This is a genomic window from Paraburkholderia ginsengiterrae (assembly GCF_001645125.1).
GTDB classification, from domain to species: domain Bacteria; phylum Pseudomonadota; class Gammaproteobacteria; order Burkholderiales; family Burkholderiaceae; genus Paraburkholderia; species Paraburkholderia ginsengiterrae.
The window spans coordinates 151,272-163,468 of record NZ_LXKA01000076.1 but is presented as its reverse complement, the minus strand read 5'-3'; the positions used below and the strand labels follow the sequence as shown (position 1 = coordinate 163,468).

The following is a 12,197-nucleotide window of genomic DNA, read 5'->3' as shown; positions in this document are numbered from 1 at the left end:
GTCATCGTGACGATGGTACTGGTCGTAGAGCAGTGCGAGGGAAGCACGCGGCGAACAGCAGAGTCAGCACAGCGCGACGAGTAGGAGGAGTGCGAAGTGATCAAGAGACCGGGCCAGGGTGGTACGACGGCAACTTGTGTAGAGGGATGCAAAGAGAGTAGGGGCCGCCCCGCACAGGGGAAAGGCAAATAGACCACCGTGAATACAAGGAAAGGCCAACGCCGAAAGAGCACAACCAAAAGCGTCGCGCAGACAAAAAAACCTAAAGATCACTCACGACTAGCAATAGCCCGCCGCCCCTCAACGCCGTCAGCAGAAGAAGCCCCCTGACCATCACCTTGAGCAGTCTGAGACCCCCCATCCCCCCAAACAACAGAATTATTCACGGCATACAACCGGCAAGGCGCCGAACTCTGCTTCTGACAATTAGCAACGGCCACAGACATCGGATCATCCCCACCTTCAGCCCACGACCAGGCCCCCGAATCCGACACAGCAAAAGCCCGACTAGGATACTGATGCAAAAAATTCCGATACCCATTACGCCCGGCTTCATCGACAAAAGGCACGGCATCCACCGCATCCACCGCGGCAAACCCGCTAGCCTTCGGCATGGAAGGATCAGACACCCGATACTGCACACCCGTCGGCATCCCAGCCTGCGCCAGGAACGCCTCGACAGCCGGCCACCATACCCGCACGCCGTCGCGGTCGCCAACCAGCCGGTGTGCATCGTTCTTGTAGCTGCCGAAATCCACCATCTTCGCGCTCGCGCCGTGCGCGCCATAAGCGGCGTACATGCCCGTCACGAGCTTCGCGTTCCAGACGGAATCGTTATCGCCGTACATCCACAGCGACGGCACCTTGGTCTTCTCGCCGTAAGCGCCGAACGCGTGGATCAGGTTGCCTTGCCAGTCGCTGCAGGCGTCCTGCCGCAAGCCACCCGAGAAATTGATCAGCGCCCGCACGCCCGCCGCGGCTTGCGCGCCGTATGCCATCGTGGCGAGGCCGCCGTGCGAGGTGCCGGCCACCACGATATGCGTGGCGTCCACGTAAGGCTGCTTCGACATGTAGTCGATCGTCGCCGCGACATCGCCTGCCTGGCCGATGCCGTTCTTCTCGACGTCGCAACCATCCTGCTGATACTCGCCGTCCGAATGGCCGAAACCCTGACGGTTCGGCGCCACGACCACGTAGCCGCGGCGCACGAATTCACGCGCCAACGGCAGCGGGTCGCTGCGTTCCTGCATATGCGGATCGCCAGGGATCTTGCCGTGGTTGAACACGATCATCGGAAACGGACCCGCGCCGTCCGGTTTGTAAATCGTCGTTTCGAGCGTGATCGTGCCGGCAGCGTCGACCGGCACGCGGATGACCTGTTCGTTAAGCCCTGCGGCGGGAAGATAGACGTCGTCGTCGAGCGCAATACGCGGCACGTGTGCGCGAGTCAGCGGTCCGGCCTGGGTGTCGCCGAGCGGGTCGGCGTGCGCGGGTGCGACAGCGCACGTCGCCGCTGCACAGATCACCGCACACTTCATCAGAGCCTTGCTGAACACCATTCACGCACCTGCTTAAAAAACTGTCCTGAACACCGGAGTGCCCGCCCATCGAAATCGTTGCTGACATTTGCCTTTCGGCCACGTTTTCGACAAACAAAAACACACTCGCGTACGGTGTGCGCTATGCGCACGCACGCTAATCGAGATCGCACGGGATGAACCCAAACGGCCGACGCGACCCCACGCGCCGATGATGAGCGCCACACCTGCTGCCTGAAACCGCTGCCGGCCCCACTTTGTCGGGTGCCCGGCAAGGCTTCTGCGCATTTTGCGGAGCCGGTATGGACCTGCTCTCGCAATGTGACGTCATGAAGCTACGGCCTCATCCTGGCACGACAATTTTGTTTTGTGCAATCAAGGAGAACCCGACAAATAATGACCAAATATGAATCGGCTGGCCGCAGCCGCGTCATACGGGGCTCTCCGGTAGCGGCCGCGAAGAATCAATGAGGGGCAGTGTGGACGGTGTGGCATCGAGCCAACACGAAAAAATGGCCCTGCTATCAGGGCCATATGTAAGCACAACGGATTGCCGCCGCGACTTTATGTAGGCGTATGAAAGGGCGCTATTCGCTGACGTCTCCGTCGATATAGCGCCAGCGGCCGTCTTCGCCGCGCACGAAGCGGCTCAGTTCGTGCAGCCGGTGCGCGCGGCCGCCTACCTTGTAACGTGCGACGAATTCGACCGTCGCGTGATCGGCGCCGGTTTCGGCGAACGCCTTGATCTGCAGTCCGAGCCAACGCGGCGCGTCCGGTGCGTCGGGGTTCGCGTCGAGATCGGCGGGACAGGTGTGCGGCGCCCAGGTGGCGCGCAGATAGTCCGTTGCACCCACAACATACGCGCTGTAACGCGAGCGCATCAGTTCCAGGGCTCGTGGCGCCGCTTCGCCGCCGTCGATATAGCGGCCGCAGCACTGCGTGAAGCGGGGCGCTTTGGCGCCACTGCGCTGATCGGGCGCGGCGCCGCCGCAGGGGCAATCGACGGGCCGTTGCATTGACAACAATTGCTTGCTCATCAGATTTTCAGTTGAGGCCGCGCGCGATCAGGATTTTCTGGATGTCGCTGGTGCCTTCGTAGATCTGGCACACGCGCACATCGCGGTAAATCCGCTCGACCGGGAAATCGCTGAGATAGCCATAGCCGCCATGAATCTGTAAGGCGGCCGAGCAGATGCGCTCGGCCGCTTCGGAGGCGAACAGCTTGGCCATGGCGGCTTCGGTGAGGCACGGCTGGCCGGCGTCTTTCAGCGAGGCCGCGTGCCAGATCAGCTGGCGTGCCGCCTCAAGCTGCGTCGCCATGTCGGCGAGGCGGAATTGCACGGCCTGGTGCGAAAAGAGCGGCTCGCCGAAACTTTCGCGCTCCCTGGCATAACTCAACGCCGCCTCGAACGCGGCGCGCGCCATGCCGACGCTTTGCGCCGCGATCCCGATGCGCCCGCCTTCGAGCCCCGACAGCGCGATCCGATAGCCTTCGCCTTCGGCGCCGATCCGGTTCGCGGCCGGCACGCGGCAGTCTTCGAAAATAATTTGGGCCGTATCCGACGAATGCTGTCCGAGCTTGTCTTCAACGCGCGCGACCACGTAACCTGGGGTATCGGTGGGCACGATAAACGCGCTAATGCCGCGCTTGCCGGCCGCCTTGTCGGTCACGGCCATCACGATCGCAACGTTGCCGTTCTTGCCGCTCGTGATGAACTGCTTGACGCCGTTCAACACGTACGCGTCGCCGTCGCGAGTCGCGGTGGTGCGGAGCGCGGAGGCGTCGGACCCCGCTTGCGGCTCCGTCAGGCAAAACGCGCCAAGCATCTCGCCGCGCGCGAGCGGTGTCAGCCAGTCGCGTTTTTGCGCGTCGTTGCCATAGGTCAGCAGAATGCTGCAAACCGGGCAGTTGTTGACGGAGATGGCGGTCGACGTGCCGCCGTCACCAGCGGCGATTTCTTCGAGGATCAGGGCGAGCGCCACCGCATCCATGCCGGCGCCGCCATACGCTTCGGGCACCAGCACCCCATACGCGCCGAGTTCGGCGAGTTGCCGGTGCACGTCTTTCGGAAAAGTGCGCTCGCGGTCCCACGTCGCGGCGTTCGGTGTGACCGCTTCGCGCACGAAGGTGCGCAGCGCGTCGCGGACCATCAGGTGATGCTCATCAAGCACCATGGTTCAGTCTCCTCATGCGTTTTTTCATCGGTATCCTTACCATTCGAGCAGCGTGCCGTCGTATTGATAGAAGCGGCCGTTGAACGCTTCGGGCGCGGCCGCGGCCTGCGCGGGCACTTCACGCATGCCAGCGACGCTGCGCGCGGGATCGATCGCCGCCTGGGCGCCGCCCATGTCGGTGCGCACCCAGCCCGGATGCAGTGAAATGCAGGTGGCGCGCCGCGCTTCCAGCGACGCCAGCTTCAGCGCGTCGTTCAGCGCTGCCTTGCTCGCGCGATAGAGCCAGCCGGTCGTGCCGTTCGCATCGCCGATGCTGCCCATCTTGCTCGAAATCACCGCAAACACGCCGCCGGCGTTCTCGACGAGCGGTAGCAGGATCGGCATCAGTTGCATCGGTCCGCGCACGTTGGTGTGCATGACGTGGTCGAAGTCTTCGGCAGTGATCGTTTCGATGCCTTCGGTGCGCGGACCGTACACGCCCGATACGAGGATCGCCGCATCGAGCCGTTCGCCGTCGAGCTTCCAGCCGAGCGCGGCGATTTCCTCGGGCGCGCTCACGTCGACGGAAAAAGTTTCCGCGCCGAGTTCGCGCAACGCGTCGAGCGCGGCGCCGTCGCGCGCGGTGGCGAGCACCCGCCAGCCGCTCTTGCGGTACTGCCGTACAAACTCCTGGCCGATGCCACGCGACGCACCGACGATCAGCACTGTCTTCATCGAATACCTCAAGCCTTTAGTGCGCAAGTACCACGCGTTAAACCAGTTCGATGCCCATCGCCGTTGCTTCGCCGCCGCCGATGCAAAGCGTGGCAACGCCGCGTTTCAGGCCGCGATTCTTCAGCGCGCCGATCAGCGTGCCGAGAATCCGCGCGCCCGATGCGCCGATCGGATGGCCAAGCGCGCAAGCGCCGCCATTCACGTTGACCTTCTCGTGCGGCAGGTGGTGTTCCTTCATGGCGGCCATCGTCACGACGGCGAATGCTTCGTTGACCTCATACAGATCGACTTCGTCGGCGCGCCAGCCGTTCTTCTCGAACAGCTTGCGAATCGCGCCGACCGGCGCGGTGGTGAACTTCGCCGGCTCCTGCGCGAAGGTCGAGTGGCCGACCACGCGCGCAATCGGCGCGACGCCGAGACGCTTTGCGGTCGATTCGCGCATCATGACCAGCGCCGCGGCACCGTCGGAAATCGACGACGAGTTCGCCGCCGTCACCGTGCCGGTTTTGCTGAAGGCGGGCTTGAGCGTGGGAATCTTGTCGAGATTCGCCTTGAACGGCTGCTCGTCGTGATCGATGGTGACGTCGCCCTTGCGGCCCGCCACTTTCACCGGCGCGATTTCCCAGCTGAACGAGCCGTCTTCGTTGGCGCGCTTCGCCCGGCTGAGCGATTCCACGGCGAACGCGTCCTGCGCCTCGCGCGTGAAGTCGAACGATGCCGCGCATTCTTCGGCAAAGGTGCCCATCAGACGGCCTTTTTCATAGGCGTCTTCGAGGCCGTCGTAGAACATGTGATCGATCACCTGGCTGTGGCCCATGCGCATGCCGCCGCGTGCCTTGGGCAGCAGGTAGGGGGCGTTTGTCATGCTCTCCATGCCGCCCGCGACGATCACGTCGACCGAGCCCGCGGCGAGCATGTCGTGCGCGAACATTGCCGCGCGCATGCCGGAGCCGCACATCTTGTTCACCGTGGTGCTGCCGGTGGCGAGCGGCAAGCCGGCGCCGAGCGCGGCCTGGCGCGCGGGCGCCTGGCCAAGGCCGGCGGGCAGCACGCAGCCCATCACCACTTCGTCGACCTGTTCGGGCTTAAGTCCTGCGCGCTGCACGGCGGCTTCAATCGCAACCGAGCCCAATTGCGGTGCGCTCAGCGTGGCGAAATCGCCCTGAAATGCCGCCATGGGCGTGCGGGCCACGCCCACGATAACAATCGGATCAGCCTGGGTTGGGTTCATGGTTGTCTCACTCATGTTTTAGCTCCTTGATCACACCTTCGACGATGGCCGGCACGTCGCCGAGCTGAGCCGCATCGGCTGCAACCATGTCGTTGTCCGCATGATGCGCGCGGCTGGCCGAGACGGCCGCCACGCACGCCTTATACGTTGCCTCCAGCACGTCGGCATTGCCGATGGTCATGCCGAGGCTGCGCACCTTGCCGTCGTGCACGCCATAGACCCAGCCGTGCACGGTCAATTCCTGGCCGCGTGCCCACGCATCGTTGACGATGGTGGTGCGGCACACGTTCATCACCTGTTCGATCGTGTTCAGTTCGACCAGACGCCGGTGACGCGCTTCGCCGATCGGCCATTCCTCGATCAGCGCCGCGTGCTTGGTGCGCACGTCCTGTACGTGATGCAGCCAGTTGTCCGCGAGGCCCACGCGGCGGCCGTGCAGCGCCGCCGCGACGCCCGAGCAGCCGTAGTGGCCGACCACCATGATGTGCTTGACCTTCAGCAGATCGACGGCGAACTGGATCACCGAGAGGCAGTTCAGATCGGTGTGCACCACGACGTTGGCGATGTTTCTGTGTACGAACACTTCGCCAGGCGGCAGGCCGATGATCTGGTTGGCCGGCACACGCGAATCGGAGCAGCCGATCCACAGATATTCGGGCGTCTGCTGATGAGCGAGGCGCGAGAAGTACTCGGGATCTTCTGCGAGCTTGCGGGCCACCCATGCGTCGTTGTTGTCGAACAGATGCGCGAGCGGATTGGCGGCGTTAGGTGAGTTGGTGTTCATGATGCGTCTGGGCGGTTGCTCGACCGATTGCCCGGCCGATGTCGTTATTGCGATGCGGGGACGGCATTCAACGCTGCGCTGGCAAATCGTTCGGGATAGCGGATACAGAAGCGCGCGCTGTCGTCGTACGGGAAAAAGTCGGGCAATTCGCCTTTCAATAGATGATCCTTGTGCCGTTGCCACAGCGCAGGATCGAAGAAATCCGCGTGATGCTGCATGAAGGAACGGCGCACGCGCGGGTCGCCGAGCAGGAACGTGCCGTAAGTCTCCGGGAAAATGTCGTGCGGACCGACCGTGTACCACGGCTCGCCCGACATTTCGTCTTCCTCGTTACGTGGCGCCGGCACCGCGCGCACGTTGCAGTCGGTCAGATACTCGATTTCGTCGTAGTCGTAGAACACCACGCGCCCATGCCGCGTCACGCCGAAGTTCTTGTAGAGCATGTCGCCGGGGAAGATGTTCGCCTGCATCAGTTCCTTCACCGCGTTGCCGTATTCCTTGATGCCGTGCTCGACGTCCTCGTCGTTGCCGTTCTGCAGGAACAGATTGAGCGGCACCATGCGGCGCTCGATGTACATGTGGCGAATCACCATGTTGTCGCCGTCATATTCGATCAGCGACGGCACTTCCTTTTCGAGCTCGCGCACGAGCGCTTCATCGAGCCGCGAGATGGGCAGCGCGACGCTCGAGTATTCGAGCGTGTCGGCCATGCGGCCCAAACGGTCATGCCGTTTGACGAGCTGGTACTTCTGCTGGATCTGCGCGCGAGTGGTTTCCTTCGGCGGCGGGAAACTGTCCTTGATCAGTTTGAACACGTACGGGAACGACGGCAGCGTGAACACCAGCATCACGAGCCCCTTGATGCCGGGCGCGATGATGAACCGGTCGCTCGAATGCGACAGGTGATGCAGCAGATCGCGATAGAACAGATTCTTGCCCTGCTTCTGCAAACCCACCGACGTATAGATTTCGGCCTTCGGTTTGCCTTGCATGATGGTGCCGAGAAATTCCACGTAGGCGGACGGCACCTCCATATCTACCAGGAAGTACGAATGCGAGAAGCTGAAGATGATCTGCAACTGGTCGCGCTTGAGCAGCACCGTGTCGAGCACCAGCACGCCCGGCTTCGTGTGGCGCACGGCCACGGCGAACGGCAACAGCAGATCGCCGTTGATGATCCGCCCGACGATATACGCCGACTTGTTCCGGTAGAACAGCGATGAAAGCACGTGGATCTGGAAGTTCGGCGCTTCGTCGAACGCGCCGAACGCGTCGTGGATGGCCTGCATCACGCAGCCGACGTCGCGTGTCAGATCCTCGAACGGCGGCTCGAGCTGAAAATTCGTGACGATGCGCTCGAGCGTGGCGGGCAGCCCGTCTTTGCCGGGGTAATACGCGCGGTACGTCGGCTTCGCAGCCGGCTCGTCGTTCTCGATATATTCGGTCGAGATCGCCGGGCGCACGAAGATGAAATCGTTGTTGAAATACGAGCGGTGCAGGATCTTGCAGCACACCGAATTGAAAAACGTTTCCGCGCATTCCGGCTGGCGGTGCGAGGTCAGCAGGCCGATGTAGTGCAGCTTGATCTGCTGCCATACTTCGTCGTCGATATTTTCCGCGTCGTATTCGTCTTCGAGCAGTTCGACACACTCCTCGACGCGTTCGTCGTAGGAGGTAATGCGGTCGCGCGCGAGTTTTTGCAGGCCGTGCCAGTCGCCGGCTTCAAAGAGCGTCTTGGCATGGATCGCGGCGTCGCGAAAGATCCGGTAGTGCCGGTCGAATCCTTCGAGCATCGTCTGCGCAACGTCAAAGCCGATCTGCGACGACAACAGTTTGGGGAAGTGATTCATGTCGATCGTGCACTCGTCTCAGGTCGTGAAGACACCGGCGATTGTATCGTCCGGGTGAACCGGCAACGCTTCACGCCGCGTTCAGGCAGGTTTGGTTTCACGCGTGCCGCTTTCCAGCAGCCCGCGTGCCTGGCTTTCGTACTGCGCAAGGTCTTCAAGCGTCGCGTTCAGATCTTCCAGTTGACGCTCCAGCACTTCGCGATGACGCGCTACCGTGGCGAGGAACGCATGCAACTGCGGCACGGTGTCCGTCGGCGACTCGTACACGTCGAGCAGATCGCGAATCTCCGACAACGTGAAGCCGAGACGTTTGCCGCGCAGCGTAAGTTTCAGCCGGGTTCGGTCGCGGCCGGAATAGACGCGCCGCAAACCGCTCGACCCTTCGCGACTCGGTGAGAGTAAACCCTGGTCTTCGTAGAAGCGGATGGCGCGCGGCGTCACGTCGAATTCCCGCGCCAGCTCGGTAATCGTGTATTGCGTGTTCATCGGAACATTCGGTAGCCGGGCAAAAAATCAGATTGAACGATAGAATCGACGTTTACGTTATCGTCAACTTGAGCTGAGCGCAAGTTGAGCGCAACCACTGCAACACGGCACGAGCACGCCGCAACCACGCAGACCGGCATCGCATACCTCGCCATGCCGGCCCGCCGACGGAGGAAGACACCCACGATGAATGCACTCGAACATCAACTCGACTACCCGTTCAAGGACAGCTTGCCGGACGCGGGCCGCGCGATGGAAGTCGCGCCCGGCGTGTTCTGGCTGCGCATGCCGCTGCCATTCGCTCTCGACCACATCAACCTCTGGCTGCTGCGCGACGAGATCGACGGCCAGCAGGGCTGGACGGTGGTGGACTGCGGCATCGCCTCGGACGCCATCAAGGAGAACTGGGAGACCGTATTCGACTCGGTGCTCGACGGCCTGCCGGTGCTGCGCGTGATCGTCACGCATTGCCACCCGGACCACATTGGCCTCGCGAACTGGATTTGCACGGGCGGCGACAAGCAGCGCTGGGACGTACGGCTGTGGATGACGCTAGGCGAATACATGCAGGCCCGGGTGATGGCGGCGGGCGACGGTGGGAATGCGGGCGGCGAGGGCGCGGCGCGGCACTTCGCGCGGCACGGTGTCACTGACGAGGAATCGCTCGAGAAGCTGCGTAATCGCAAGAGCTACTACTCGAGCCTCGTGCCGGCGATTCCGGGGCAGTACCGCCGCTTGCGCGAAGCCGATGGCGTGACGATCGGCGGCAAGACGTGGCGCGTGGTGACGGGCTACGGCCATTCGCCGGAACACTGCGCGTTGCACTGCGAAGAGACCGCCGTGCTGATCTCCGGCGACATGGTGCTGCCGCGTATTTCGACCAATGTGTCGGTGTTCGATATGGAACCGGAGGGCTCCCCGCTCGCGCTGTATCTGGACTCGCTCGGCCGTTACGAGACGATGCCGGAAGACACGCTCGTGCTGCCTTCGCATGGCAAGCCGTTTCGCGGTGTGCGCACGCGCATCGGGCAATTGCGCGACCATCACGACGCGCGCCTTGCCGAGGTGATGGCGGCGTGTACGGAGAAGCCGTGTAGCGCAGCCGACATCGTGCCAATCATGTTCCGCCGCCAGCTCGACATCCATCAGATGACATTCGCGATGGGCGAAGCACTCGCGCACCTGCATCTTCTGTGGCACGCGGGCAAGCTCGCGCGCAGCGAGAACGCGGATGGCGTGATTCGTTTTACGACAGCCTGATGAGCCGCAGCCTTGGCGATGTCAGTGTTTTCTGAGCGATCTGACGGGCTACTGCCATAGCGACGTCAGTGTTTTTCGATCGTCAGGCGTGAATTTACGTTAGTTCAATTAATCGCCGCTTTAACCAGCTTGCGAATACGCTTCTGTCACTACAATGCGCCCCCATTTATGCAGTAATGGGAGGAAATAAAGTGAACAGATTGGCGTTTGTAAGATGGGTGATCGCATGCATCATCCCGATAGTGCTTTTTGGCTGTGGTGGCCGTGTCGACAGCGGGAACAGCGGCAGTGCTGACAGCGGGAGTGCCGACAATGCAATCACCCCGCAGGCTGCCGCCACGGTGATGATCTACGTAGTTGGGTCGGATCTCGAGTCGAAAAGCGGTGCGGCCACCAACAATTTGAAGGATCTGGTCGCTGCAACCGCGTCGAAGGATGTGAACGTCGTCGTCACTACCGGCGCGGCAAACAAGAAGGATCCTGCTGGTCTGGTTGCCGACTGGACCACGGTTCGCCGATATGTCGTCCAGGACGGCAAACTCCAGATAAAGGGGGATCTCGGCAAGGTGAACATGGTTGAATCGAAGACCTTGTCCGACTTCGTGATATGGGCCCGAAACGCGTATCCGGCGACGAACTATCGCCTGATCATGTGGGACCACGGCGGAGGAACCCAAGGGTTCGGCACAGACGAGATATTCCCTAACTCGCCGTCGATGTCGCTGCCGGCAATGCAGACGGCGCTTGCAACTGCGAAACAGCAGACAGGCATCCACTTCGACCTGATCGGCTTCGACGCGTGCTTGATGGCGACTACCGAGGTGGCATCTGCACTTGCACCGTATGCGGACTATCTGGCCGCGTCGGAGGAACTGGAGCCCGGTAGCGGCTGGGATTACCGCACCGTGTTCTCGTCGCTCGCCGCGCAGCCGACGATGGATCCGTTGCAGTTTGGCCGAGTCATCACGGATAGCTACATCGCACGTCAGAAAAAAGATAGCGACGACCAGGTGGCGGCCGGCGCGCTAGCGCGGGCAGACTCGGACATCACGTTCTCCGTGACCGACCTCAGCCGGGTTGCCGCGGTCACCGAAGCGCTCGCGCCGTTTGCGAATGAGTTGTCGTCGTACGCGCAACAGTCCACTGACAACTGGACGCGCCTCGCGCGCGAGCGCGTGTTGACAACGAGCTTCGGCGCGATGTCGTCGCAGAACCACATCGCTGATTTGGCCGACTTGGGGGTCTTTGCAGACAGACTGACGGCGGCCGGCATAACCTCTGACGCCGGCAGGCGGGTTTCGTCGGCGGTGCGTAGCGCAGTTGTGTATCGGGTGAATGGGCAGCTGGCCCTGTCTGCCAGCGGCTTGAGCATCTATTTCCCGTCGCGGCAGCTCACGCAGGAGGACAGCACGCAGTACGCCAAGCTCGACTTCTCGCCATCCTACAAGTCGCTGGTCAACGCGTATGTGAAGTTCGCTAACCTGCAGACGCCGCTTATCACCATCGATACCAGCCGCTCGAGCGGTGCGACGCTTCGGGCGGCGGTGACGAGCGCCTTCGGCCAGAAGGACGCTGGACTCTACATGACATGGCAGACCCAGACTCCGGGCGTCGTGCGGGTGCTGGCAGGCCGTCCGATCGATGTTGGTTCGTCTCTGTCAGGCGGCATCACGACGAAGATGGACGACGATTGGTACTGGCTCAACGGCCACCTGGCCAACGTCGAACTACTGGCAAACGAGACGCGCACGATCGACGGCGCCGAGAAAACCGTGTCGTCGTTGGGTGTGGGCGTGTATGTGAACAATGAATTTTCAGTTCTCGTTTTCGAGCGCGTACAAGGCTCGGAAACGTTGACGTTCGTTGGCCGATATGAAGGCGAAGAGGGTTCGTCTATCTCGGTTTCTCCACGCATCGACAACGACATCAAATCCACCGACAAGGTTACGCTGGCGCTTGTGGACTACGATCTCGTAAAGCAAGACATGGTTTCGGTTCGACCGTCTGACATCGCCTTCGACGCTGGCAAGCTGGAGTTGAAGCAGCTTGGGGTGCAGTCGGTGACAAGTGACTTGCGGATGATGGTGAGCGACTTCCGGGAAACCTCCCGGATGACCGATCCGATCCCGCACAACTTCTGATTCTCTGCTGCGGCGTTC

The 12,197-nt window shown here is 62.1% G+C and carries 10 protein-coding genes; 2 read left to right on the top strand and 8 right to left on the bottom strand.

Features of this window, described 5'->3' with window-relative positions:
- Nucleotides 1-269 precede the first annotated feature (269 nt).
- The 8 genes from A6V37_RS06070 to A6V37_RS06035 form a co-directional block, all read right to left on the bottom strand.
- Complete coding sequence (locus A6V37_RS06070) at nucleotides 270-1,559, bottom strand: dienelactone hydrolase family protein (RefSeq protein ID WP_064266762.1); 1,290 nt, start codon at nucleotides 1,557-1,559, stop codon at nucleotides 270-272.
- Between the two features lie 566 nt (nucleotides 1,560-2,125).
- Nucleotides 2,126-2,575 (bottom strand): YchJ family protein, encoded by a 450-nt coding sequence (locus A6V37_RS06065; RefSeq protein WP_064266761.1) that lies wholly within the window; start codon nucleotides 2,573-2,575, stop codon nucleotides 2,126-2,128.
- Between the two features lie 7 nt (nucleotides 2,576-2,582).
- Complete coding sequence (locus A6V37_RS06060) at nucleotides 2,583-3,713, bottom strand: acyl-CoA dehydrogenase family protein (protein ID WP_064266760.1); 1,131 nt, start codon at nucleotides 3,711-3,713, stop codon at nucleotides 2,583-2,585.
- A 36-nt stretch (nucleotides 3,714-3,749) separates the two neighbouring features.
- Nucleotides 3,750-4,427 (bottom strand): SDR family oxidoreductase, encoded by a 678-nt coding sequence (locus A6V37_RS06055; RefSeq protein WP_064285853.1) that lies wholly within the window; start codon nucleotides 4,425-4,427, stop codon nucleotides 3,750-3,752.
- Between the two features lie 37 nt (nucleotides 4,428-4,464).
- Entirely contained in the window at nucleotides 4,465-5,673 is a 1,209-nt protein-coding gene (locus A6V37_RS06050; protein ID WP_064285852.1) for an acetyl-CoA C-acetyltransferase, read from the bottom strand.
- A complete protein-coding gene (can, locus tag A6V37_RS06045) occupies nucleotides 5,666-6,442 on the bottom strand; it encodes a carbonate dehydratase (protein WP_064266757.1) in 777 nt (258 codons plus the stop codon). The genes A6V37_RS06050 and can overlap by 8 nt, the downstream gene beginning before the upstream one ends.
- Before the next feature lie 44 nt (nucleotides 6,443-6,486).
- The gene (aceK, locus tag A6V37_RS06040; RefSeq protein ID WP_064266756.1) at nucleotides 6,487-8,292 is read right to left on the bottom strand and encodes a bifunctional isocitrate dehydrogenase kinase/phosphatase; all 1,806 of its coding nucleotides are present in this window, start codon (nucleotides 8,290-8,292) and stop codon (nucleotides 6,487-6,489) included.
- A gap of 81 nt (nucleotides 8,293-8,373) precedes the next feature.
- A complete protein-coding gene (locus A6V37_RS06035) occupies nucleotides 8,374-8,778 on the bottom strand; it encodes a MerR family transcriptional regulator (protein ID WP_064266755.1) in 405 nt (134 codons plus the stop codon).
- A 186-nt stretch (nucleotides 8,779-8,964) separates the two neighbouring features.
- Between A6V37_RS06035 and A6V37_RS06030 the strand changes: the two genes are divergently transcribed.
- Entirely contained in the window at nucleotides 8,965-10,038 is a 1,074-nt protein-coding gene (locus A6V37_RS06030) for an MBL fold metallo-hydrolase (RefSeq protein WP_064266754.1), read from the top strand.
- Nucleotides 10,039-10,229: 191 nt separating this feature from the next.
- Nucleotides 10,230-12,179 carry a clostripain-related cysteine peptidase gene (locus A6V37_RS06025; protein ID WP_165614417.1) on the top strand — a complete coding sequence of 650 codons (1,950 nt, stop codon included), beginning with the start codon at nucleotides 10,230-10,232 and terminating at the stop codon, nucleotides 12,177-12,179.
- Nucleotides 12,180-12,197: the final 18 nt, after the last annotated feature.